Origin of the sequence: Tessaracoccus defluvii, from assembly GCF_014489575.1 — a bacterium.
Classification (GTDB): domain Bacteria; phylum Actinomycetota; class Actinomycetes; order Propionibacteriales; family Propionibacteriaceae; genus Arachnia; species Arachnia defluvii.
Map to the genome: position 1 here is coordinate 2,762,118 of NZ_CP060789.1, position 22,555 is coordinate 2,784,672.

General features: G+C 70.2%; 21 protein-coding genes and 1 pseudogene. 17 read left to right on the forward strand and 5 right to left on the reverse strand.

Features of this window, described 5'->3' with window-relative positions; translation table 11 throughout:
* Complete coding sequence (locus tag H9L22_RS13140; RefSeq protein ID WP_187720321.1) at positions 1 to 333, reverse strand: hypothetical protein; 333 nt, start codon at positions 331 to 333, stop codon at positions 1 to 3.
* Positions 330 to 2,191: pseudogene (locus H9L22_RS19030) on the reverse strand (AMP-dependent synthetase/ligase). Before H9L22_RS19030 ends, H9L22_RS13140 begins: the two are co-directional and overlap by 4 nt.
* A gap of 128 nt (positions 2,192 to 2,319) precedes the next feature.
* Between H9L22_RS19030 and H9L22_RS13150 the strand changes: the two are divergent.
* Positions 2,320 to 3,951 (forward strand): ABC-F family ATP-binding cassette domain-containing protein, encoded by a 1,632-nt coding sequence (locus H9L22_RS13150; RefSeq protein WP_187720323.1) that lies wholly within the window; start codon positions 2,320 to 2,322, stop codon positions 3,949 to 3,951.
* A gap of 9 nt (positions 3,952 to 3,960) precedes the next feature.
* On the opposite strand, the gene udp is transcribed toward H9L22_RS13150, so the two are convergent.
* Positions 3,961 to 4,737 carry a uridine phosphorylase gene (udp, locus tag H9L22_RS13155; protein ID WP_187720324.1) on the reverse strand — a complete coding sequence of 259 codons (777 nt, stop codon included), beginning with the start codon at positions 4,735 to 4,737 and terminating at the stop codon, positions 3,961 to 3,963.
* A 151-nt stretch (positions 4,738 to 4,888) separates the two neighbouring features.
* Between udp and H9L22_RS13160 the strand changes: the two genes are divergently transcribed.
* The 10 genes from H9L22_RS13160 (at position 4,889) to H9L22_RS13205 (ending at position 14,989) form a co-directional block, all read left to right on the forward strand.
* Positions 4,889 to 5,506, forward strand: a complete 618-nt coding sequence (locus H9L22_RS13160) for a DUF2087 domain-containing protein (RefSeq protein ID WP_226965856.1) — start codon at positions 4,889 to 4,891, stop codon at positions 5,504 to 5,506.
* 61 nt (positions 5,507 to 5,567) lie between these two features.
* Positions 5,568 to 7,433, forward strand: coding sequence for an ABC1 kinase family protein (locus H9L22_RS13165; RefSeq protein ID WP_187720325.1), 1,866 nt, complete (start codon positions 5,568 to 5,570; stop codon positions 7,431 to 7,433).
* Between the two features lie 72 nt (positions 7,434 to 7,505).
* Positions 7,506 to 8,303, forward strand: coding sequence for a deoxyribonuclease IV (locus tag H9L22_RS13170; RefSeq protein ID WP_187720326.1), 798 nt, complete (start codon positions 7,506 to 7,508; stop codon positions 8,301 to 8,303).
* Between the two features lie 102 nt (positions 8,304 to 8,405).
* The gene (locus tag H9L22_RS13175) at positions 8,406 to 11,309 is read left to right on the forward strand and encodes a Na+/H+ antiporter subunit A (RefSeq protein WP_187720327.1); all 2,904 of its coding nucleotides are present in this window, start codon (positions 8,406 to 8,408) and stop codon (positions 11,307 to 11,309) included.
* The gene (locus tag H9L22_RS13180) at positions 11,306 to 11,731 is read left to right on the forward strand and encodes a Na(+)/H(+) antiporter subunit C (RefSeq protein ID WP_187720328.1); all 426 of its coding nucleotides are present in this window, start codon (positions 11,306 to 11,308) and stop codon (positions 11,729 to 11,731) included. The genes H9L22_RS13175 and H9L22_RS13180 overlap by 4 nt, the downstream gene beginning before the upstream one ends.
* Positions 11,728 to 13,272: a Na+/H+ antiporter subunit D gene (locus tag H9L22_RS13185; protein ID WP_187720329.1), complete on the forward strand. Its 1,545-nt coding sequence runs from the start codon at positions 11,728 to 11,730 to the stop codon at positions 13,270 to 13,272. Before H9L22_RS13180 ends, H9L22_RS13185 begins: the two co-directional genes overlap by 4 nt.
* A complete protein-coding gene (locus H9L22_RS13190) occupies positions 13,269 to 13,889 on the forward strand; it encodes a Na+/H+ antiporter subunit E (RefSeq protein WP_187720330.1) in 621 nt (206 codons plus the stop codon). Before H9L22_RS13185 ends, H9L22_RS13190 begins: the two co-directional genes overlap by 4 nt.
* Positions 13,886 to 14,194, forward strand: coding sequence for a monovalent cation/H+ antiporter complex subunit F (locus tag H9L22_RS13195; protein WP_187720331.1), 309 nt, complete (start codon positions 13,886 to 13,888; stop codon positions 14,192 to 14,194). The genes H9L22_RS13190 and H9L22_RS13195 overlap by 4 nt, the downstream gene beginning before the upstream one ends.
* Entirely contained in the window at positions 14,187 to 14,555 is a 369-nt protein-coding gene (gene mnhG, locus H9L22_RS13200; protein WP_187720332.1) for a monovalent cation/H(+) antiporter subunit G, read from the forward strand. The genes H9L22_RS13195 and mnhG overlap by 8 nt, the downstream gene beginning before the upstream one ends.
* A 47-nt stretch (positions 14,556 to 14,602) precedes the next feature.
* Positions 14,603 to 14,989, forward strand: coding sequence for a 4a-hydroxytetrahydrobiopterin dehydratase (locus H9L22_RS13205; RefSeq protein WP_187720333.1), 387 nt, complete (start codon positions 14,603 to 14,605; stop codon positions 14,987 to 14,989).
* A gap of 9 nt (positions 14,990 to 14,998) precedes the next feature.
* Here the strand turns inward: H9L22_RS13205 and H9L22_RS13210 are convergent, their stop codons facing one another.
* The gene (locus tag H9L22_RS13210; RefSeq protein WP_187720334.1) at positions 14,999 to 16,063 is read right to left on the reverse strand and encodes an LLM class flavin-dependent oxidoreductase; all 1,065 of its coding nucleotides are present in this window, start codon (positions 16,061 to 16,063) and stop codon (positions 14,999 to 15,001) included.
* A gap of 116 nt (positions 16,064 to 16,179) precedes the next feature.
* On the opposite strand from H9L22_RS13210, the gene pta reads away from it, so the two are divergent.
* Both pta and H9L22_RS13220 read left to right on the forward strand, forming a co-directional pair.
* Positions 16,180 to 18,240 (forward strand): phosphate acetyltransferase, encoded by a 2,061-nt coding sequence (gene pta / locus H9L22_RS13215; protein ID WP_187720335.1) that lies wholly within the window; start codon positions 16,180 to 16,182, stop codon positions 18,238 to 18,240.
* Between the two features lie 70 nt (positions 18,241 to 18,310).
* Entirely contained in the window at positions 18,311 to 19,495 is a 1,185-nt protein-coding gene (locus H9L22_RS13220) for an acetate kinase (protein WP_187720336.1), read from the forward strand.
* Positions 19,496 to 19,544: 49 nt separating this feature from the next.
* Here H9L22_RS13220 and H9L22_RS13225 read toward each other — a convergent pair whose 3' ends face one another.
* Positions 19,545 to 19,940, reverse strand: coding sequence for a hypothetical protein (locus H9L22_RS13225; protein ID WP_187720337.1), 396 nt, complete (start codon positions 19,938 to 19,940; stop codon positions 19,545 to 19,547).
* 48 nt (positions 19,941 to 19,988) lie between these two features.
* Here H9L22_RS13225 and H9L22_RS13230 point away from each other — a divergent pair, with 48 nt between their 5' ends.
* The 4 genes from H9L22_RS13230 to H9L22_RS13245 all read left to right on the forward strand — a co-directional run bounded on the left by H9L22_RS13230 (position 19,989) and on the right by H9L22_RS13245 (position 22,554).
* Positions 19,989 to 20,555: a hypothetical protein gene (locus H9L22_RS13230; protein WP_187720338.1), complete on the forward strand. Its 567-nt coding sequence runs from the start codon at positions 19,989 to 19,991 to the stop codon at positions 20,553 to 20,555.
* On the forward strand, positions 20,552 to 20,890 hold the full coding sequence (locus tag H9L22_RS13235; RefSeq protein ID WP_187720339.1) for a hypothetical protein: 339 nt from the start codon (positions 20,552 to 20,554) through the stop codon (positions 20,888 to 20,890). Before H9L22_RS13230 ends, H9L22_RS13235 begins: the two co-directional genes overlap by 4 nt.
* Before the next feature lie 13 nt (positions 20,891 to 20,903).
* Positions 20,904 to 21,650 carry a hypothetical protein gene (locus H9L22_RS13240; RefSeq protein ID WP_187720340.1) on the forward strand — a complete coding sequence of 249 codons (747 nt, stop codon included), beginning with the start codon at positions 20,904 to 20,906 and terminating at the stop codon, positions 21,648 to 21,650.
* A gap of 127 nt (positions 21,651 to 21,777) precedes the next feature.
* Entirely contained in the window at positions 21,778 to 22,554 is a 777-nt protein-coding gene (locus H9L22_RS13245) for an SDR family NAD(P)-dependent oxidoreductase (RefSeq protein WP_187720341.1), read from the forward strand.
* Position 22,555 lies beyond the last annotated feature (1 nt).

Genomic DNA, 22,555 nt, shown 5'->3' on the forward strand with positions numbered 1-22,555 from the left:
TCAGAGGATCCCGAGCTGCACGAGGCCGACGACGCCGACCCCGGCACACAGTGCGAGGCCGAGCAGCACGTACCCGAGCCAGGCTTTCCGCGCCCAGCGGGCGGTCAGTACCGGCAGCACCAGCCCCGCGGCCACCTGGACGACGGCGAACACCGTCAGCCACGGCGACGGGGCGGCGATCTCGACGTCCAGGCCGCTGGAGTCCAGGTCGGGAAGGACCAGCCAGGCCAGGCCAGCGAGCGGGCCGGGCGCCGCGACCAGGAACGCGAGCACCCCCAGGCCGAGCGACCCCGGCCACGTGGACCACCAGACGCGGCGCCTGCCGCCGGTCACTGGTCAGACTTGCGCAGCTTCTCCAGCCGCGCGTACATGTCGTCGACCATCGCCTTGAACCGGGCCTCGACCTCACGCCGCTTCACCTTGAGCGTCGGGGTCAACAGGCCGTTGTCCATCGTGAACTCCTCGGTCAGGACGCTGGTTCCCTTGGGCTGCTCCTGGCTCGGCAGCTTCGCCGTCAGTTCCTCGACGCGGCGGCGCAGCTCCTCCAACAGTTCGCTGGAGGCCAGCCAGTCCTGGACGGTGCCGGGCCACTGGAGCCGCTTGCCGAGGTCCTCGACCTGCGGCAGGGACGGCTTGACCAGCAGCGTCACGAAGGGGCGGTTGTCGCCGAGGAGGACGGCGTGCTCGAACAGCGGGTCGGCCAGGATCAGGCCCTCGATGGGCTGCGGGGCGACGTTCTTCCCGCCGAGCGTGACGATGATGTCCTTGAGCCGGTCGGTGATCGTCAGGAACCCGTCGGTGTCGACGTAGCCGATGTCCCCGGTGTGGAGCCAGCCCTCCTCGTCGATGGTCTCCGCCGTCGCCTGCTCGTTGCCCCAGTACCCCAACATCACATTCGGGCCGCGGTAGAGGATCTCGCCGTGTTCGGCGATCCGCAGCTCTCCCCGGGCAGGACCTTGCCCACGGTGCCGAGCTTGAAATCGCGGGGCGAGTTGAAGGAGACGAGCGGGCTGGTCTCCGTCAGGCCGTAGCCCTGCATGATCGGCAGCCCGACCGCCGCGAAGAACTCCTCGATCTCCACCCGCAGCGGCGCGCCGCCGCAGGCGAGCACGTTCTTGTGTCCGCCGAGCGCCTCCCGGACGCTGCTCAGCACCAGCTTGTCCGCGATGGCCAGCTTGGCAGTGACCCACGGCTTGGGTCGGCGGCCGGCCCGATAGGCGTACTGGGCGTGCCGTCCGATGCGCAGGGCCCACGCGAAGATCGCCTTCTTGACCGGGGAGGCGGCCGCCTTCTGGTGGGCGGTCGTGAAGACGGTCTCGTAGAGCTTGGGGACGCTGACCATCATGGTCGGCTGCGCGAGCACCATCTGCTCCGCGACGGTGCGGGCGTTCTCGACGTAGGTGTTCATGCAGCCGTGCGTCAGCACGACGGTGGTCCACGCCCGCTCGAGGGCGTGGGACAGGGGGAGGAAACAGAGGGAGTGGTCCTCGGGCCGGATGTCGAAGAAGCCGTCCAGCACGTCGGCCTGCATCGCCAGGGCGCTGTGCTGCAGCATGACGCCCTTCGGGTTCCCCGTGGTCCCGGAGGTGTAGATGATCGAGGCCAGGTCCGCCCCCGACGCATCCGCCAGTCGGGCGGTCAGCGCGTCGTCGTCAGGCTCGGCGAGGAAGTCGGCGTAGGAGATCAGCCTGGCCGGCATGTCGGCATAAGGATGCACGATGACGATCGTGGTCAGCTCGGGCAGGTCTTCGGCCGCGCTGAGGACGCGTTCGGCCTCGCTGCGTCCCCCGACGAACATCACCGCGACGCCGGAGTCGTGGGCGATGTGGCGGATCTGCTCCGGAGTGCTGGTGGCGTAGAGCGGCACGGGCACGGCCCGCACGCTGAGCGCGCCGAAGTCGACCTCCGACCACTCGGGGGAGTTGTTGAGGAAGATCCCGACCCGGCCGCCTGCGGGCACCCCCAGGTTCAGCAGGCCCTGTCCGACGCCGCGTACCTTCGCGCCGAGCTGGGCGTACGTCTGCGTCTCCCAGGCATCGTCACGGCGGATGCGGGTCGCCGTCCTGGAGCCGTGCGCGGCGACGGTCGCCTGCAGGCGATGGGCGAGGTGGTCAGCCATGACGGCCTCCTGTGGCTGGTGGGTGGGCTCCACAGTAGCCAGCGGGCGAAGGCGCCGCCGGGATACGACCATGGGTGGACGGCGTGGAGGGGATAGACTGGCGGTCCCCGAGCAGGAGGCACCAGTGACTGATTGAGCCGGGCGCGCCCGTTGGCGTGCCGTCCCCCGACCGCATCCCAGCGACCCTCAGGACCTCAGTCATGCCCTTCTCCCCTGCCGTCGTCGTCGACGGCCTCAGCTATCACCTTCCCGACGGGACCGTCATCCTCGACGCCGTCTCGGCCACCTTTCCCGCTGCCCGCACCGGCCTGATCGGCGACAACGGCTCCGGCAAGACCACCCTGCTGCGTCTCATCGGCGGCAGGCTGCGCCCCACCGACGGCAGCGTGCGGGTGTCCGGTCGGGTCTACACCGTGCCGCAACGGCTGACGGTGGCAGGCACCGTCGCCGACCTGCTCGGCATCGCCGGGACCGTGGCGGGGCTGCGGGCCATCGAGGCCGGCTCGGTCGCGCAGCAGCACTTCGACGCCGTCGGCGACGACTGGGACGTCGAGGCGCGCGCCGCCGCCGAACTCACGCGGATCGGGTTGCCCGACGATCCCGGCTTCCTCGGCCGCGGGGCCGCCACGCTCTCCGGCGGCGAGGCGACGCGGATCGCCCTCGCCGGCGCCTGCCTCGCCCTGGCCGACGTGACACTGCTCGACGAGCCGACCAACAACCTCGACGCCAGGACCCGCGCCTGGCTGTACGACGAACTGGAACGGTGGGACGGCGCGTTGATCGTGGTCAGCCACGACCGCGAACTCCTGGAGCGCGTGGATGGGCTGGTGGACCTGACCCGGCGCGGCGCCGTCTCCTTCGGGGGCCCGTTCAGCGCCTATGAGGCGTACCGCGCCGAGCTGCGGGAGGCAGCGGAGCGAGGTTTGCGCGCCGCAGAGGCAGAGCTGGACCGGGCCCGACGGCAGGCGCAGACCGAGCTCCAGCGCCAGGCTCAGCGGGACCGCTCCGCCCGGCGGGAACTGGCCCGCGGCAACGTGTCGAAGGGCGCCGCCGACTTCTACCAGAACCGCGCGGAGAAGGGCGCGGGCTCGAAGACGGTCGCACACCAGCAGGCGGTGCTGGACGCCCAGGCCGCCCGCACGGAGGCCGACGACAGGGCCCGCCAGCCCGACACGATCCGCATCCCCCTGCCGATGACGACGGTGCCGGCGGGCAAGGAGGTGCTCCGCCTCCGGGTGGGAGAGACCCGCCTGGACGTGGTCGGCCCCGAGCGGATCCGGCTGGTCGGCGACAACGGCTCCGGCAAGTCCACCCTGCTCGCGCTGGTGCTCGGGCTGGACGGTGACGAGCCGTGGCGGCGCGCGGTGCTGGACGGCGTCAGCCTGGACCTGGCCCCCGCCGTGGCGGTCGGCATGTTGGCACAGAACCTCGACGGCCTCGACCGGTTCCCGAGCGCCATCGAGGCGGTGCGTGACGCGGCCCCGTCGCGCACCCCGCACGACGCCCGCGCGTTGCTCGCCAGGTTCCTGATCCGCGGCGATCGCGCTGACCAGCCGCCGTCGACGATGTCGGGCGGCGAACGGTTCCGCGTCGGCCTCGCCCGGACGCTGTTCGCCGACCCGGCCCCGCAGCTGCTCATCCTCGACGAACCCACGAACAACCTGGATCTGGCGTCGGTGGAGCAGTTGGTCGGGGCCCTGGAGGACTACCGCGGGGCTCTGCTCGTCGTCACCCATGACGGACACCTGGCCAGCAGGCTGCGGGTAGAGCGCCAGTGGGAGGCCACCCGGCAAGCCGGTCCGCTCAAGGTGGCGGACCGGCTCATCGGGTGACGGCCGGGGTCAGCGGCCTGCGACCTTGTCCGCCGCGATCACGCGGCGCATGCCCTCGATCGCGACGGGGATGAGGTTGCCGATCTGCGAGGCATCCTTCTCCTCCTCGGTCATGGGCGCGAAGTCATGGTGGCCCATGACCATCATCACGCCGCCCGCGCGGACCCGCCGGGTCGAGGCGACGAGGAACAGCGCGGCGCACTCCATCTCGGAGACGAGGCAGCCGCCCTTGACCCAGGCGTCCCAGCGCTCGTGCAGCCGGCCGGCGACCGGCATGGAGTCCGGCGAGTGCTGGCCGTAGAAGGAGTCCTTCGACTGGGAGACGCCGACGTGGTAGCGCCGTCCCATGTCAGAGGAGGCCGCGACGAGCCCGTTGATGAGGTCCTGGTGCGCGACGGCCGGGAACTCCATGGGCAGGTAGTGCAGCCCGGTGCCTTCGTCGCGGATGGCGGCGTTGATGACGGCGATGTTGCCCGGCTGGGTCTCGGGCTGCATGGCGCCCGAGGTGCCGACCCGCATGAATGTGTCGGCGCCGACGTGGATCAGTTCCTCCACGGCGATGGCGGCCGACGGCCCGCCCATCCCCGTCGAGGTCACCGCGACGGGCACGCCGTCGAGCTCGCCCGCCCAGGTGGTGTGCTCGCGGTGCGAGGCCACGAAGCGCGGGTTGTCGAAGTGCTGCGCGATGACCTCGCAACGGCCGGGGTCACCGGGGAGGAAGACGTAGCGTCCGATGTCTCCCTGCTTCAGGTGAATGTGGTATTCGTAGCCCTCCGAATAGGCCATGACGCTCCTTAGATACTCGATGTCTTCCCGCCTACGCTAACGCCCCCCGCCAATCCGCGCTGGCGCGGAGGACCCGTACCCGCGGTTCCCAACTGCCGACCTGCCGGGTAGGCTGCCCAACAGACATTAGATACTCATCGAAGGAGTCGACATGGACGTCGACGACAAGGTCGCCCTCCTCAAGACGATCGCCGACGCGACACGGCTGCGGATCCTCGGTCTCCTCGCCACCCGCCCCCACACAGGCGTCGAGCTGACGGTGGCCCTCGACCTGACGGCGCCGACGATCAGCCACCACCTGCACCGGCTGCGCGACGCGGGCATCGTCACGGCCACCGCCGACGGGCAGCGCCGCCACTGGTCGATCAACACAGGTCTCCTCGCCGACGTGTCTGCGCCGGACGCCGCCGCGGCAGGGCCCGTTGACCCCGCGCAGGCGAAGGTGGTGGCCACCTTCTTCGACGGCGAGCGCCTGCGCTCGATCCCGACGAAACGCAAGGCCCGCGTCGCCGTCCTGCTCGAGTTGCTGCGCCGCTTCGAGCCCGGCCGGCGCTACGCAGAGCGGGAGGTCAACGACATCCTGCGCCAGGCCCACGACGACGTCGCACTGCTGCGCCGCGAACTCGTCGACTACCGCTACCTGCGCAGGGCGCGCAGCATGTACTGGGTCAACGAGGAGCCGCTGGAACGCTCCGCGAACGAGGCTCAGGAGGTGCCCGCAGGGGAGTCGGACTGGCTGGCGGCGCTGATCGCCGACGCGACCCCCTGACCGCAGACGGGGCGTCCCCCCGTCTGCCAGACTGGCCGCAGCCGACCCGAGGGGGACTGACATGATCGTCGGGGCCATCATCAACATCGCGCTGCTCTTCGTCGTGGCGAGACGCCTCCTCGGCGTCCCGGTCGGCTGGGGCCGGGTCGTGATCATCAGCACGCTGGTCTACCTCGCGGCCAGCCCCCTCCTCGAGACCCTGTGGGCCGGGCTCCACATCGACGAGCGGAGGCCGGCCCTCCCCGTCGTGCTGGTGGTGCTGGTGATCGGCGGCTGCCTCATCGCCGGGGAGCTCGTCGTGTTGGCCGTGCTCGAGGCGCTGCTCCCGACCCGCTCGGTGCCGACCGCCACGAGCCTGGTCACCGGTTTCCCCGCCGCGGTGCGTCGGACCAGGCGATACCTGGAGATCTGGTGGATCGGGGTCCGACGCGGGCTCACGGCCTACCTCGGCCCGGCGCCCAGGAGCGCCGACGAGACCTCCCGCGCTGCCCGTTCGCTGCGCAGGGGCCTCACCGATGCCGGGGTCACGTTCGTCAAGTTCGGTCAGATGCTGGCGACCCGTGCCGACCTGCTGCCGGGGCCATTCGTCCAGGAGCTGTCGAAGCTGCACAGCCAGGTCGAGGCAGAGCCGTGGGAGGCGGTCCGACCCGTCGTCGAGGAGTCACTCTCCGCCCCGCTGGACGAGGTGTTCGCCGACCTGGACACCACTCCGCTCGCCGCCGCGTCCGTCGCGCAGATCCACGCCGCCCGGCTCGCCGACGGCACCGCAGTGTTCGTGAAGGTGCAGCGTCCGCGGGCACGGTCCCAGGTGACGGCCGACCTCGACATCCTGCGTCGGATCGCCTCCCGGCTCGAGCGGCAGACAGACTGGGGCAGGAGGATCGGGGCCGTCGCGCTGGTCGAGGGTTTCGCCGCCTCCCTGCACGAGGAGCTCGACTACAGGGTGGAGGTCGCCAACATGCGTGGCGTCGGCGCCGCGAGCGACCTGATCGTCCCGAAGGTCCACACGGACCTCAGCTCGGAACGGGTCATCGTGATGCAGCGCATCGCCGGCCTCCCCCTGTCGTCGGCGGCCGCCGAGCTCGGACGGCTGACCGACGCAGAACGCGCCGAACTGGCGGAGCGGCTGCTCAGCCAGGTGTTGCGGCAGATCTTCGTCCACGGCGTCTTCCACGCCGACCTGCATCCCGGCAACGTCATCCTGACGGAGGACGACGACCTCGCGCTGCTGGACTTCGGGTCGGTCGGGCGGCTGGACCGCCCCACCCGCAACGCCCTCGTCCTGCTGCTCTACGCCGTCGACCGGCAGGACTCGATCGCCGCCACCGACACCCTCATCGACCTGCTTGACCGGCCCGCCGACCTCGATGACCGCGAACTGGAGCGCGACCTCGGCCGGATCATCCTGCGCCTCGGCGACGGCGCCGGCGCGTCCGGCGCACTGTTCACCGACCTCCTGGACGTCGTCGTGCGCCACGGCTTCCGCGTCCCACCGCAGCTGGCGGCCGTGTTCCGCACCATGGCCACCCTTGACGGCACCCTGCGCCTGATCGACGACGACATCGACCTCATCGGCGTCGCCCGGCTGCACAGCGCCGACATCGCGCGCACGCTCGTCGGGCGCGAGGCCGCGCAGGAGCAGCTGACCCACCAGCTCGCGACCCTGTTGCCCGTCCTCGCCCGGCTTCCCCGGCGGATCTCGCGGATCGGCGAGCAGTTGGAGGACGGGACGCTCACCGTGAACGTCCGCCCCTTCTCCGCCGCTGCCGACCGGGCCTATCTGTCCGGGGTCGGTGGCCAGGTGAACCTGACGCTGCTGGCCTGCGCGGCGGGGTCTTCCTCGTCACCCGCGAGTCGGGCCCCCAGCTGGCAGCCGGGATCGGGCTGTGGCCGATCCTCGGCGCGACCCTGCTGTTCAGCGGACTGACGCTCGGCGCCCGGGTCGTCACCGCCGTCTTCTACCGCCGCTGACGGCGGCCCCCGCGGCTAGGGTGGGAACATGACTCTCCGCCTCGGTGCCCACGTCGACTCCGTCAACCCGCTCGCCGAGGCCGCCGCGCTCGACGCCGGGGTCGTGCAGGTGTTCCTCGGCGACCCGCAGAGCTGGAAGAAGCCAGCGACGCTGTACCCCGACGGCGCCGCAGCCCTGCAGGAGGCCGCGGCGGCCGCCGACGTCGTGCTGGTCGTGCACGCTCCCTACACGCTGAACGTCGCCTCGACGAACAACCGGATCCGCATCCCCTCCCGCAAGCTGCTGCAGCAGACCGTCGACGAGGCGGCCGCGATCGGCGCCCTGGGTGTGATCGTCCACGGCGGCCACGTCACGGCCGACGAGGACCCGGCGGTCGGTTTCGCCAACTGGCGCAAGGCCGTCGACGGCCTGAAACTGCCGGTCCCGATCTTCATCGAGAACACCGCGGGCGGCAACAACGCCATGGCCCGCCACCTGGAGGCCATCGAGCGGCTGTGGGAGGCCCTCGCCGGGTCCGACAACATCGACCGCGTCGGGTTCTGCCTCGACACCTGTCACGCCCACGCCGCCGGCCTCGAACTCGATGGCCTCGTCGGCAGGATGACGGCGATCACCGGCCGGATCGACGTCGTCCACTGCAACGACTCGCGCGACGAGGCCGGCAGCGGCGCCGACCGCCACGCCAATCTCGGGGAGGGGCTCGCGGACGGCGACGCCATCGTCCGGATCGTCACGGAGGCGCAGGCCCCCACCATCCTCGAGACCCCCGGCGGGATCGCCGAGCACGCTGCCGATCTCGCCTGGCTGCAGGCACGTCTGGGCTGAGATTCCGCTCTCCTGCCCATTTGCGGGCGACGGCATATCCAGGGTTGTCACCTGCCGGTATTCTGACCCTGCCACCACGACCCCGACGCGAAGGGACCTGGCGTGCTCTATGCCTTGATCGCCGCCCATGCGGTGCTCGGCGCCCTCACCACGCCGCTGCTCCGGAAGATGGGAGCCCGCGTCTTCTTCGTCCTGGCGCTGGCCCCCCTCACCGCAGCCATCTGGCTGACGGCCCAGGCCCCGCGGATCATCGGCGGCGGCGTCTACGTCGAGACCTACTCCTGGATCCCTTCCCTGGGCGTCGACCTGACGCTGCGGATGGGCGTCGTCCAGTGGGTGCTGGCGATGATTGTCAGCTGGATCGGTTTCCTGGTCCTGATCTACAGCCGCTGGTACTTCGGCGGGCTCACCTCCGGCCGCTCCGCGGCGATCCTCACGCTGTTCGCCGGCACGATGCTGGGGCTCGTCACCGCCGACAACCTCGTCGTCATGTTCGTCTTCTGGGAGCTGACGACTGTCTTCTCCTACCTGCTCATCGGGCACGACCCGACCCGCCGCGCCAACCGTGGCGCCGCCCACACCGCCCTCGTGGTGACGACGACGGGCGGGCTGGCGATGCTCGTCGGCATCGTCACCACCGGTTCCCTGACCGGAACCCTCTCGCTGGCCGAGATCGTCGCCGATCCTCCGACCGGGACCCTCGCCACCATCGGCGCGCTGCTCATGCTCGTGGGGGCGCTCAGCAAGTCGGCGCTCGTCCCGTTCCACTTCTGGCTTCCCGGCGCGATGGCCGCGCCGACCCCGATCTCCGCCTACCTGCACGCGGCCGCCATGGTGAAGGCCGGCGTCTACCTCGTCGCCGTCCTGGCGCCCGCCTACGCCGACGCACCGTTCTGGCGGCCGGCGGTGCTGGTGCTGGGCACCGTCACGATGATCCTGGGCGGCTGGCGCGCCCTGCGGCAGACCGACCTGAAGCTGCTGCTGGCCTACGGCACCGTCTCGCAGCTCGGCTTCATGGTGCTGCTGCTGGGAATCGGCACCGAGTCCGGCGCGCTGGCCGGCATCGGCATGGTGATCGCGCACGCCCTGTTCAAGTCCACCCTGTTCATGTGCGTGGGCCTCATCGACCACTCGGCGGGCACCCGTGACCTGCGCGAGCTGAGCGGCGTCGGCTACCGCGTCCCGTGGCTCGCCGTCGTCGGCGGCCTGGCGGCGATGTCGATGGCGGGCATGCCGCCGCTGGTGGGCTTCCTCACCAAGGAGGCGGCGTTCGAGTCGATCGTGTTCCTGATCAGCGGCGACGTCGAGGGCATCTCGCCACTCGCGGCCGCGGCCATGGACGTCGCGCTGGTCTTCGGATCGGCCCTCACGGTCGCCTACTCGCTGCGCTGGTGGTGGGGCGCCTTCGCCAGCAAGGAGGGCGCCCCGGTGCTGACGTGGCACCGGCCCGGCGCCGGCATGTCCTCGGTGCCGATCGTGCTTGGCACGGCCGGCCTCGTCTTCGGGTTCTTCGGCGGCCAGCTGACGGCGATCCTGAAGGGTTATTCCGACACCGTTGACGCTGGCCAACCGTCGCACGGCTTTGCCCTGTGGCACGGATTCACGTGGCCGCTGTTCATGACGGTGATCGCGCTCGTCGCCGGCGTCCTGCTGTTCCTCTTCCGGGACAGGATCGCCGAGATCCAGGAGACGTTCCCGCAGACCGTGACGGCGGACGACCTGTACCACCGCTCGATGCTGGGCATCGACCGCATCGCCGTCGAGGTGACGGCGCGCTCGCAGCGCGGCTCGCTGCCGATCTATCTGGGCACGATCCTGGTGACGCTGTCGGCCCTGTCGCTGTACGCGCTGTCGAAGATCCTGACCTGGCCTTCGTACCGGCTGTTCGACTATTGGCCGCAGCTGCTGATCTGCGCCGTGATGATCGTCGCGGCGATCCTCGCGGCCTGGTCGCGGGGCCGGATCCGCGCGGTGCTGCTGGTCGGGGTCACCGGGTACGGGCTGGCGCTGCTGTTCGCGATCGGCGGCGCGCCGGACCTGGCGTTGACGCAGGTGCTGGTGGAGACGGTCTCGCTGATCGTGTTCGTGCTGGTCCTGCGCAAGCTCCCCCGCTACTTCACCAACCGGCCCCTGAGTTCCAGCCGGTGGTGGCGGGTGCTGCTGGCGATCACCGTCGGCACCGTCGTGACCCTCATCGGGCTCGTGTCGGTGGGGGCCCGGGTCGCCGACCCGGTCTCGGAACTCTGGCACGAGGCTGCCTACGAGTTCGGCTACGGCAAGAACGTCGTCAACGTCGCGCTCGTCGACACCCGCGCCTGGGACACGTTCGGCGAGATCTCCGTTCTGGTGATCGCCGCCACCGGCGTCGCGTCGCTCATCTTCCTGCGTTCCCGCATCAACACCGTCGCCACGACGAAGCAGGTGTTCGCCTCCCGGCCCGATGAGCCGCAGGCCGACACCTCCCCCGGCGTGTGGCTCCGCGCCGGCCAGACGCTGTCGCCGATGGTCCGCTCGTTGGTGTTCGAGGTGACCACGCGGATGCTGTTCGGCGTCATGATCGTGTTCTCGATCTACCTGCTGTTCGCCGGGCACAACTGGCCGGGCGGCGGCTTCGCCGGCGGACTGGTGGCCGGCATGGCCCTGATCATCCGCTACCTCGCGGCCGGGCGCCACGAGCTGGACGAGGCCGCACCGTTCGACGCGGGTCACCTGCTGGGCGGCGGTCTCCTGACGGCGCTGTTCGCCGCCGTCAGCCCCATGCTGCTGGGCGGCGCCGTCCTCCAGAGCTACGACCTCGAGCTCCACATCCCCGTCCTGGGTGAGCTGCACATCGTCTCGTCGACCATCTTCGACATCGGCGTGTACCTCGTCGTCGTCGGCATGCTCCTCGACGTGGCGCGCAGCCTCGGCTCCGGCATCGACCAACACTCTTCGGAGGAGATCGCCCCGGTGCCGCTGCCCGACTCGACCAAGGCCGTCCCCGCCCGCTTCGGGGGCCGCGCATGACCGCCAACCTGCTGCTCGCCGTCACCGCGGGCATCCTCGTCGCCGCGGGCGTGTACCTCCTGCTCGAGCGTTCCCTGACCCGCATTCTGCTCGGCGTCCTGCTGATCAGCAACGGCGTCAACATGCTCTTCCTGGTGGCGGCAGGCAAGCCAGGTGCCCCGCCGATCATCGGGATCTCCGACGAGCCGCCGTCCGACCCGCTGCCGCAGGCGATGGTGCTGACGGCCATCGTCATCACCATGGCGGTCGCCGCGTTCGTCCTGACGCTGGCGTACCGCAGCTTCCAGCTCGACGGACACGACGAGGTCGCCGACGACGTCGAGGACGCCCGCATCCGCGAGCTCGCCGACCAGGACGGGACGTCCGAGTCGTACGAGGACACCACCTTCTCCACGGACATCCCGGGGGCGGTGACCGAATGACCGATCTGCTGCCCGTGCCGGTCCTGCTGGCCATCTTCGGCGCCGCCGTCGCCCTGACGCTGCCCCGCCGCCCCGGGGTCCAGCGCCTCGTCTCCGTCGTCAGCCTCAGCGGCATCGTCGCGGTCTCGGCCGTCCTGATGTGGCACACGCACACGCAGGGTCCGCTGGCGCTGTGGCTCGGCGGCTGGGACGCCCCGCTCGGCATCGCCCTGACCGCCGACCGGCTGAGTTCCCTGATGCTGCTGGTGGCGTCGTTCGTGGCGCTGATGGTCCTGCTCTTCGCGACGGGACAGGACAAGGAGGAGATCCGCCGGGAGACGCCGGTGTCGATCTTCCACCCGACGTTCCTGCTGCTGGTGGCCGGTGTCTCCAACGCCTTCCTGGCCGGCGACCTGTTCAACTTGTTCGTGGGATTCGAGATCCTGCTGTTCGCGTCGTATGTCCTGCTGACGCTCGGCGGTACCGGCGACCGGGTGCGGGCCGGCACCACCTACGTCGTCGTGTCGCTGCTCAGCTCGTCGCTGTTCCTCATCACGATCGCCGCCGTCTACGCCGCCACCGGTACCGTCAACCTGGCGCATCTGTCGATCCGCCTGCGCGACCTGACCAGCCCCGTGCAGCTGCTGCTCGAGGTGCTGCTCGTGGTCACGTTCTCGATCAAGGCGGCCGTCTTCCCGCTGTCGAGCTGGTTGCCCGACTCGTATCCGACGGCGCCAGCGCCCGTCACCGCCGTCTTCGCGGGCCTGCTCACCAAGGTCGGCATCTACGCGATCATCCGCACCGAGACGCTGCTGTTCCCGGAGGGCCAGCTCAACGATCTGCTGCTCGTGGCCGCTGTCCTGACCATGGTCATCGGGATCTTTGGCGCGCTCGCGCAGGTCGAGATCAAGCGAATGCTGTCGTTCACACTGATCAGCCACATCGGCTACATGATGTTCGGCATCGCGCTGAACACCGACGAGGGGCTGGCTGCCACCATCTTCTACACGGCGCACCACATCACCATCCAGGCGACGCTGTTCCTGGTCACCGGGCTCATCGAGCGCCGCGGCGGGACGTCGTCGCTGGACGGCCTGGGCGGCCTCATGAAGACGGCGCCGGTGCTGGCGATCATGTTCTTCGTGCCTGCAATGAACCTCGGCGGCATCCCGCCGCTGTCCGGGTTCATCGGCAAGCTCGGCCTGCTGCAGGCGGGTGTCGCGCTCGGCACCCCGCTCGCGTGGGCCGCCGTCGTCGGCGGCGTGGTGACCAGCCTCCTGACGCTGATCGCGATGGCGAAGGTGTGGAACCGTGCGTTCTGGGGCGTGAGCCCCGCGGAGGAGCGGCGGAAGGAGGCCAGCGCCGCCGAGGAGGACTACGACGAGGACGAGGACACCCGTCCGATGCCGCCGCTGCAGGTGGGCGCCACCCTCGGGCTCCTGGCCTTCGGCATCGCGCTGACGATCTTCGCCGGTCCCCTCTACGAGTACGCGACGGCGGCCGCCACCGCGTTGCGCGACGGGTCGCTGGTCAGCGTCGTCCTTCCGGAGGGGATCCGATGAGGAGTGGCAGTAGGACAGGGACCCCGCTGCGGCAGCGGTTCCGCTTCCGGCCGCTGTCGACGGCCTCCCTGGCGATCGTCTGGGTGATCCTGTGGGGGTCGGTCTCGCCGCTGGTCATCGTGTCGGGCATCCTGCTCGGGTACCTGATCGGCGTGTTCTTCCCGCTGCCCCCGATGCACTGGCAGGGGCGCCTGCGCCCCGTCGGCATCGCCATCCTGATCTCCAGGCTGATCTTCGACCTGACGAAGTCGTCGCTGCGGGTCATGCAGCTGGTGCTGGCCAGGAAGGTGAACCTCAACGCAGGCGTCGTGCGCGTCGACCTTCTCACCGACGACGACCTGTACCAGGTGCAGGTCGCCGAGATGATCTCGCTGGTGCCGGGCACCGTCGTCATCGAGGTGGTCAGGAACCCGCGCCGGCTGTACCTGCACGTCATCGACCTGATCGCCGACGACGCCGTCGAACAGGTGCAGGAGATGTCGTACGGCGTCGAGTCGCGGGTGGTGCGGGCCTTCGGCTCACGACAGCAGATCGAGGCGTTTGACGCCGCGCGGGCCGCCGTCGGCACCCGGCCGGAACCGCTGGAGGATCCCGAACTGGAGGTGGAGGAGACGTGACACTGGCGACCGACCTCATCATGTCGCTGGCCGCGGTGGCGCTGCTGATCGCCGCCCTGATCGGCGTGACGCGCATCGCCGCCGGGCCGAGCCAGCTCGACCGTTCGGTGGCGGCCGACCTGATCGTCGCCGTCGTCGTCGCCTCGCTGGGCCTGTGGACGGCCTGGCGGGGGCTGTCGACCGAACTGCTGGTCGTGGCGCTGCTGTCCATGCTCGGCTTCACGAGCGCCGTCTCGATCGCCAGGATGGTGGGCGAGCGGAACTCGATGCGACGCGGCAGGCAGAGCGGAGGGGACCATGGCTGAGGTGTTCGATCTGATCGGCGCGCTGTTCATCCTCATCGGGGCCCTGCTGTGCCTCGGTGCGGCCATCGCGCTGCGACGTTTCCCCGATGTGCTCACGAAGATGCACGCCATCACCAAGCCGCAGGTCCTGGGGATCATCGCGGTCACGCTGGGCGTCGCGTTCAGCCTCCGCACGTGGTGGGCCGCGGGGCTGTGCCTGCTCATCGTGGTGTTGCAGCTGCTGACGGCGCCCGTCTCGGCGACCATGGTGGCGCGCAGCGCCAGCCGCTCGGGCCTCATCGATGACGCGGGGCTGAAGGTCAACCACCTGACCGAGGACCTCCGCGACGCCGGCTACAGCCGCCCCGACCGCGACGCCTGATCCGCGGTCCTGCAGATCCGCGGGACCGTCAGGGGCACAGTGGGGTCATGGACACGTTGAGCAGTTCCCAGATCGCCACCGCCCGCCTCGCCGACTGGCACCTGGCGGGCGACACCCTGCTGGCCCGTTTCTCCTCCCCTGACTTCGCGACGGGGGCGGAGCTGGTCGCGGGCATCGCCGAGGCGGCAGACGCCGCGAACCACCACCCCGACATCGTGCTGCGGTACCCGTCGGTCATCGTGACGCTGACCTCGCACGACGCGGGCGGCGTCACGCAGCGCGACGTGCGCATGGCGCGCACGGTCTCCGACCTGGCCGAGCGGCTGGGCCTGACGGCAGCGCCTGCATCGGCGGAGCTCGACGCGGCGCTGGAGTCGGCGGCGGCAGAGGTGGGAGCGACGGCCGCCTGGCTGGCGGTCGAGTTCCGCGCGTAGCCGGCCCCGTCAGAGGACGCCGGCGAGCAGCTCCAACGTCCGCCTGCGCGCCGGCCACACGTCCGGCGCATCCTCCGGGCGCGCCCCGGCCACCAGGTGCAGCATGACCTCGTCCACCTCGAACTCGTCCGCCAGCCGGCGCAGCCGGTCGCCGACCTGTGCCGGCGTCCCGACCGCCCACGTGTCCACCGTCGGCGCGATCACGTCACGGAAGTGGTCGGTCAGCAGCGAGCGGGCATGCGCGCCGACCAGCGGCGCCGGATCCAGACCTGCCCCCGTGCGCAGCCGGGCCATGGAGACCATGTGCGGCTCGGCCAGCTCCCACGCCTCCTGCTCGTCCTCCGCGACGGAGACGTTGACCGACAGGAACGTGATGGGCGTCTGCGCCGGGGTAGCGGCCTGGAACTCGCCGCGGTACAGGTCGAGCGCGCGACGGGTGCCCTGGCCGGAGAAGTGGTGCGCGAAGACGTAGGGCATCCCCAGCGAGGCGGCCAACTGCGCCGAGTAGTCGCTGGAGCCCAGCAGCCAGATCTGCGGCGGATGCGGCAGGTCCGGCGCGGGACGCAGCTCGCGGACCTGCCCCCGCGGCAGCCGGACGGCGGCACCCTCGGCCGACAGCAGCGCCTGGATCTCGCGGACGTGCCGCGGGAACTCCTCCACCGGGTCGACGGGACGACCGTCGGGGCCGACGTAGTGCGAGCCGGTCAGCTGGCCGCGGATAGCGGCCGACGTGACGGGATCGGTGCCGGGCGCGCGACCGAGACCGAGGTCGATGCGGTCGCCGTAGACGTTGGCGAGGAGAGCGAACTGCTCCGCGACGGCCAGCGGCGAGTGGTTGGGCAGCATGACGCCGCCGGAGCCGAGCCTGATCCTGCTCGTGTTCTGCCCGAGGTACATCAGCTCGATGGCGGGCGAGGTGGATGCGACGGCGGGGGTGTTGTGATGCTCCGCGACCCAGTACCGGTGGTAGCCGAGGCGGTCGGCGGCCTCGATCAGGTCGCGGCTGGCGCGCAGCGCCTGGGCCGCGGTCTGGCCGGTCCGGACGTCGATGAGATCAAGCACGGAAAGACGCATGGCCCGAGGCTACAGCGGAGGACCAATGCGTTCCCGGAGCCGGGCAGATGCTCAACCCTCCCCGCGCGCTCCCCCTCGAGGCGGGCCGGACGCATCGGGCAAGGTAGGGTGACCCCGTGACTAAGAGTGTGTACATTGCCTCGTCGGAGCGGCAGGTCAGCAAGTCGTCTATTGCGCTTGGCCTCGTCGATCTCTTCGCCCGCCAGGTCCGCTCGGTGGGCGTGTTCCGCCCACTCGTGCAGTCGGTCTCCTCCGACGCCGTGACCGAGGCCATGATCTCCCTCAAGGGCGTGAACCAGACCCTCGAGAACACCGTCGGCGTGACGTACGCCGAATGGGCCGAGGACCCCGACCACGCCATCGACGTCATCGTCGCCAAGTACAGCGCCCTCGCGGAGAAGCGCGACGCCATGGTGATCCTCGGCTCCGACTACGAGGACCTCGACTCCTCGTCGGAGCTCGCCACCAACGCGAAGATCGCCGCGAACCTCAACTCGCCGGTCCTGTTCGTCGGCCGCGCCTCGGGACGCACCCCGGAGCAGGTTGCCCGCATCGCCGAGAACGCCGTCGAGGTGCTCGAGGCGTCCCACAACAACGTCATCGGCCTGGTCGCCACGCACACCGACCCGGCCGCGGTCGACGCCGTCAGGGCCGCCCTCACGGGGGTCCGCGAGGAGGCCGTCGTCTCGGTGCTTCCCGTCAACGCGGTGTTGGGCGCCCCGTCCGTCGCCGCGCAGTTCGCCGCCGTCGACGCCACGCAGTGGCTCGGCCGGGCCGACTTCAGCGCCGTCGAGTCGCTGCACACCATCGTCGGCGGCATGACGCTGCCGAACCTGCTGCCGCGGCTGAAGCGCGAGGCCACGGTGATTCTACCGGCCGACCGCCTCGACCTGCTTCCGGGCCTGATCATGGCCCACCGCTCCCCCGACTACGGGCCGCTCGCCGCGCTGGTGCTCACCGGCGGCTTCGAGATCCCCGAGTCGGTGTCGCGTCTCTTCTCCGACTCCGCGATCGATCTGCCGATCGCCGTCACGTCGGGGGACACGTTCTCGACAGCGGTCGCCCTGCAGGACGTGCGTGGCACGTCGACCGGGTCGGCCCGCAAGATCGAGGTGTCGCGGACCCTGTTCTCCGAGCACGTCGACGAGTCGGCCCTGCTGGCCGCCATCGACTTCCAGCGCACCGAGATCCGCACCCCGACGATGTTCGAGTACCAGATCATGCAGCAGGCGCGCGCCAACCGGCAGCGGATCGTGCTGCCCGAGGCGGCCGACGACCGCATCCTCACCGCGGCCGCGGAGGTGCTGCAGCGCTCGGTCGCCGACCTGATCCTGCTGGGCGACAGCGCGAAGATCAGCCAGCGCGCCACGGAGCTGGGCCTGAACCTGTCCGAGGCGACCGTCGTCAACCCGGAGGATCCGGAGCTGACGCGTCAGTTCGCCGAGGAATACGCCCGGCTGCGCGCCCACAAGGGCGTCACGCTGGAGCAGGCGGCCGCCAAACTCAAGGACCTGTCCTACTTCGGCACGATGATGGTCCACCTCGGCATGGCCGACGGCATGGTCTCCGGCGCCATCAACACGACCGCCAACACGATCCGCCCGTCGCTCGAGTTCATCAAGACGGTCCCCGGCCTGAGCGTCGTGTCGGGCTCGTTCCTGATGTGCATGAGCAACCGCGTCCTCGTCTACGCCGACTGCGCCGTCAACCCGGATCCGACCGCCGAGCAGCTCGCCGACGTGGCGATCTCGTCGGCCAAGACCGCCGTCAACTTCGGCATCGAGCCGCGGATCGCGATGCTGTCCTACTCGACCGGCGACTCCGGCCAGGGCGCCGACGTCGACAAGGTCCGCGAGGCGACGCGCCTGGTGCGCGAGCGTGCGCCGGAGCTCAAGGTCGAGGGCCCCATCCAGTTCGACGCCGCGGTGGACATGACCGTCGCGCAGAAGAAGATGCCCGGCTCGGAGGTCGCGGGCCGCGCGACCGTGTTCATCTTCCCGGACCTCAACACCGGCAACAACACCTACAAGGCCGTGCAGCGCACCTCCGGTGCGGTCGCCATCGGCCCGGTGCTGCAGGGCCTCCGGAAGCCCGTCAACGACCTGAGCCGCGGCGCCCTCGTCGACGACATCGTCTCCACGATCACCATCACCGCCATCCAGGCACAGGACCAGTAAGGTCCGCCAGGGCCGCGGCGGGGGCCTCCCGCCGCGGTCAGACAGCTCAACCCCTAAGGAACCGTCCGTCATGGCCCAGCCGATCCTCCTGCTCAACTGCGGATCGTCGTCAATCAAGTACCAGCTCCTCGACCCGGATCAGGCGAGCCCCCTCGCGGTCGGGCTGGTGCAGAGGATCGGGCAGGAGGTGTCCACGATCGACCACGAGGTCGGCGAGGCCGAGTTCCACGACGAGCGCCCCTTCGCTGACCACACAGAGGCCGTCGCGGCCGTCGTCAAGATGTTCACGGACCACGGCCCGAGCCTCGAGGGCGTCGGCGCCGTCGGCCACCGCACGGTCCACGGCGGCTCGACGTTCGTCGAGTCGGTGCTGATCGACGAGGGCGTCGTCGCGAAGCTCGAGGAGCTCTCCGGCCTGGCGCCGCTGCACAACCCGCCCGCGATCGCCGGCATCCGTGCCGCGCAGGCCGTGCTGCCTGAGGTTCCGCACGTCGCCGTCTTCGACACGGCCTTCTTCGCGACGCTCCCCGCCGAGGCCTACACCTACGCGATCGACACCGCGGTGGCGGAGAAGTTCGGCATCCGCAAGTACGGCTTCCACGGCACCTCGCACAGCTACGTGTCCCGCAAGGCCGCCGAGTACCTCGGCCGCCCGATCGAGGACACCAAGATCATCGTCTGCCACCTCGGCAACGGCGCCTCGATCTCCGCGGTCGACGGCGGCGTCGCCGTCGACACGTCCATGGGCCTGACCCCGCTGCAGGGCCTCGTCATGGGCACCCGCTCCGGCGACGTCGACCCCGGCCTACACGCCTTCCTGGTCCGCAACGGCATGTCGATCGACGAGGTCGACACGCTGCTGAACAAGCAGTCCGGCATGGGTGGCCTGTGTGGCTACACCGACATGCGCGACGTGAAGTCGCAGATCGCCGCAGGCGACGAGCGCACCAAGCTCGCCCTCGACATCTACGTGCACCGCCTGGTGAGCTACATCGGCTCGTACATCGCCATCCTCGGCGGCCTCGACGCGATCGTGTTCACGGCCGGCATCGGCGAGAACGCCGACCACGTGCGCGGCCCTGTCGTGCGCCGCCTCGCGCACCTCGGCCTCATCCTCGACGAGGAGGCCAACCTGCAGCGTTCGAAGCAGGCCCGCGAGATCTCGACGGCGGACTCGCCCGTCAAGGTGCTCGTCATCCCCACGAACGAGGAACTGGAGATGGCGCAGGAGACCCTGGAGGTCATCTCCCGCTGACCGCCGACGAAGGGGGCCGCCACGGATCCGTGGCGGCCCCCTTCGTCGTTCATCCGCGGCGCACGAACCCCCAGATGCCGATGGCCGCGATACCCACGCCCCCCAGGGCGAACGCGACCTGCACGACAGTCGCCGTCGTCTCCCCCAAGGGGCGGGCGAACCCGCCGACGGCCGGCACGATGGCGACGACCGCAGCCCCGGCGACAGCCCCCGCGATCAGCGACGCGATCCGCCGCCCATCGCGGACCCGGCGACAGCCCCGGACCTGCGCGACGACAAGCCCACACACGAGGATCAGGCCCAGCGCAGCCACTGCGACCAGCACCCGGAAGAAGGCCGGCTCGGCCGGCGCCGTCACCGCGAGCCAGACCAGCAGCGCTGCCGCCACACCACACAGCACTGCCGCGACGCGCCACAGCGTCGGCTCAGATCCCGGGGTCGTCACGGGCACATTCTGCCACCCCGTGAGCCACCGCGTTGTTAGCCTGCGTCCGTGGTTGAACCAATCGAGTACCTCGTCGCCTTCACGTTCGATGGCCTCCGTGTGGAGTCCGTGCGGATCGCGGACGGCTGGCATGAGTCGGTGCCCGCCGAACACTTCGGGACCGCGGCACTGGCGTCGTTCAGCGAACAGTTCCTGACCGCGACACGGCTCGGCGGCGCCGAGGCAGCAGGCACGGGGCGGTTACGGATACCCCCGTCGGTGGCGAACGATCTCGGAGCGCGCGCCGCGGACCTCGCGGAACAGGCCTGGTCCCTCCTGGCCGACGCGACGCGGCTGCTCGAACAGGGGCCACCGGAGGAACCGGAGACCGAACAGTTCCACGACATCGACCGCCATGTCGTCGTCGAGACCCGCGACGGTCAGCTCGTCGACATCGCCGTCAACCCGACGCTGCTGGCGGCGGATCCGGTCCGCATCGAGGGGGCCCTGTTGTCCGCCCTCAATCAGTACCTCGACGCGACGCCACGCGACACGCCGGCCGGCCGACTGGGCGTGCTCCATCGTGAGCACCGGCTCCTGGCGGAGGCGATCAACGAGTACAGGGAGAGGCCATGAGCTACGAGACGCTGAAGTTCAAGGGAAGCTGGTTCAGGGAGCAGGAGTCCAAACTCGAATCGGTCGCCGAGCAGCTCGACTGCATCAGCCGCGACATCGCGGCCGTCACCTACGACTGGGACGAGAGCTACCACTTCTACCCGTTCAAGCCGGCCTACGACGAGATGGTGACCAGCCTCACCTCCGGGCCGAACGGCGCGGAAGCCGGGGTCAAGCTCCTCGACGCGCTGCGCGAGGCGATCGTCACCACGGGGCGCGAGTATCTGCGCACCGAGGCGGCCAACGAAGGCATCGCCAATGAGATCGAGAAACTCATCCAGGACCTGGATCTGTGAGAGGGGCACGACTGTGAGCAACGAGGACACCTACGTCGCGGAACTGAAGAAGATCATCGACGGTTTCAATCGCGAACTACCCCGCGTGCCAGGGGTGATCGACGGCGCAGCCTCCGCGGCCAAGAGGATCATCTTCTGGGACCAGGACTACGTCGAGCGGAAGCGCCAGGAGGCCCAGCTGAAGTTCGGTGAGCTCCAGCAGGAGGCGAACAACTTCATCACCGTCTGCGAGGAGGAGTGCGGCATGGTCGTCACAGCCAAGTCGTTGCGTGGCGCGGCCGACGCGTTCGAGGCGATCGACTTCACGAAGCTCCTGGCCGACCTCGACGTGTCGACGATGATGGGCGACCGCGGCGACTGGGTCTCCACCAACCAGCAGCTGTACGAGGCGAAGATCCAGCCACTGGAGGGCAAGGTCCGGGAGCTGCAGAGCGGACTGAGCCGGCTCATCGAGGGTGCCCGGAACTGTGACGAGGTCCTGCAGAGCTACATCGTGGGCGGCCTGGTCGCGACAGGGGGCCTCGTGATCGCCCTCGCCGGCCTTGTCGTCGCGCTGGCGACCGGCTGGACAGGAGTCGGCGCCGTCATCGGCCTCATCGTCGCGATCGTCAGCTTCCTCTTCGCACTCGTCAGCTTCTTCACGCTCCCGGATGTGTCGGGCGAGATCGCGGCCGAGGCCGCGGCCGTCAAGACCGCTGCGGCCGGCATCGACGCCACCTGCTGGCCCCCCGCGCCGGCTCTCCCGGCCGGCGCCTGGTAGGGGCCCCGCGGATGCTTGTGTGAGACGGACAACCTCTACGCGCTCCCCTTGTCCGGGGCCCACAACCGGTCGCGGACGACGCCCGCCGCTTCGGCAGCCAGTCGCGCGGTGGCGTACCTTTGGGTTCATGGTTTCTGCTCTGATCACGGGTGGCACGTCCGGCATCGGTCACGCCTTCGCGCGTGAGTTCGCCAGCCGCGGCGTGGATCTCGTCCTCGTTGCCCGCGACACGGCCCGCCTCGAAGCGGTCGCGGCCGAACTGCACACCGTCCACGGCGTCGACGTCGAGATCATCACGGCCGACCTGTCCGAGCGCGCCGACATGGAACGGGTCGCCGAGCGCATCGAGGATCCGAAGCGGCCCCTCGACTGGGTCGTCAACAACGCGGGCTTCGGTCTCCACTCGACGGTGCTCGATCCGGACGACGTCGACACCCACGCCAAGGCCCTCAACGTGATGTGTCTCGCCGTTCTCGTCCTCGGCGGCGCCGCCGGCCGCGCCATGCGCGGTAGGGGCCATGGCCACATCATCAATGTCGCCTCCAGCTCGGCCTCGATCTTCACCGGCAACTATTCGGCCATCAAGGCGTGGGCCCGCACCTACTCCACGTCGCTGGCCATGGAACTGCAGGGTTCCGGCGTCAAGGTGACGGCGCTGCTGCCCGGCTGGGTGCGCACCGAGTTCCACGGCCGCGCCGGCATCAACGCCAGCAAGCTGCCCAACATCGTCTGGATCGACCCGGACAAGCTCGTCCGCACCTGCCTCGCCGACGCCGAGCGCGGCCGCATCGAGTCCATCCCGGACTGGAAGTGGCGGGCCGCCATGGTCGTCGCCGACCACGGTCCCCGGGCGATCACCCGCTTCGTGTCGGCGAAACTGACGGCGTCGCGCAAGAAGCACTGAC

What these genes read in the sequence shown, in the direction of transcription:
- H9L22_RS13150 (WP_187720323.1), top strand. Translation starts at nt 2,320, where the DNA reads ATGCCCTTCTCCCCTGCCGTCGTCGTCGACGGCCTCAGCTATCACCTT.
- udp (WP_187720324.1), bottom strand. Translation starts at nt 4,737, where the DNA reads ATGGCCTATTCGGAGGGCTACGAATACCACATTCACCTGAAGCAGGGA.
- H9L22_RS13160 (WP_226965856.1), top strand. Translation starts at nt 4,889, where the DNA reads ATGGACGTCGACGACAAGGTCGCCCTCCTCAAGACGATCGCCGACGCG.
- H9L22_RS13165 (WP_187720325.1), top strand. Translation starts at nt 5,568, where the DNA reads ATGATCGTCGGGGCCATCATCAACATCGCGCTGCTCTTCGTCGTGGCG.
- H9L22_RS13170 (WP_187720326.1), top strand. Translation starts at nt 7,506, where the DNA reads ATGACTCTCCGCCTCGGTGCCCACGTCGACTCCGTCAACCCGCTCGCC.
- H9L22_RS13180 (WP_187720328.1), top strand. Translation starts at nt 11,306, where the DNA reads ATGACCGCCAACCTGCTGCTCGCCGTCACCGCGGGCATCCTCGTCGCC.
- H9L22_RS13185 (WP_187720329.1), top strand. Translation starts at nt 11,728, where the DNA reads ATGACCGATCTGCTGCCCGTGCCGGTCCTGCTGGCCATCTTCGGCGCC.
- H9L22_RS13190 (WP_187720330.1), top strand. Translation starts at nt 13,269, where the DNA reads ATGAGGAGTGGCAGTAGGACAGGGACCCCGCTGCGGCAGCGGTTCCGC.
- mnhG (WP_187720332.1), top strand. Translation starts at nt 14,187, where the DNA reads ATGGCTGAGGTGTTCGATCTGATCGGCGCGCTGTTCATCCTCATCGGG.
- H9L22_RS13205 (WP_187720333.1), top strand. Translation starts at nt 14,603, where the DNA reads ATGGACACGTTGAGCAGTTCCCAGATCGCCACCGCCCGCCTCGCCGAC.
- H9L22_RS13210 (WP_187720334.1), bottom strand. Translation starts at nt 16,063, where the DNA reads ATGCGTCTTTCCGTGCTTGATCTCATCGACGTCCGGACCGGCCAGACC.
- H9L22_RS13220 (WP_187720336.1), top strand. Translation starts at nt 18,311, where the DNA reads ATGGCCCAGCCGATCCTCCTGCTCAACTGCGGATCGTCGTCAATCAAG.
- H9L22_RS13235 (WP_187720339.1), top strand. Translation starts at nt 20,552, where the DNA reads ATGAGCTACGAGACGCTGAAGTTCAAGGGAAGCTGGTTCAGGGAGCAG.
- H9L22_RS13245 (WP_187720341.1), top strand. Translation starts at nt 21,778, where the DNA reads ATGGTTTCTGCTCTGATCACGGGTGGCACGTCCGGCATCGGTCACGCC.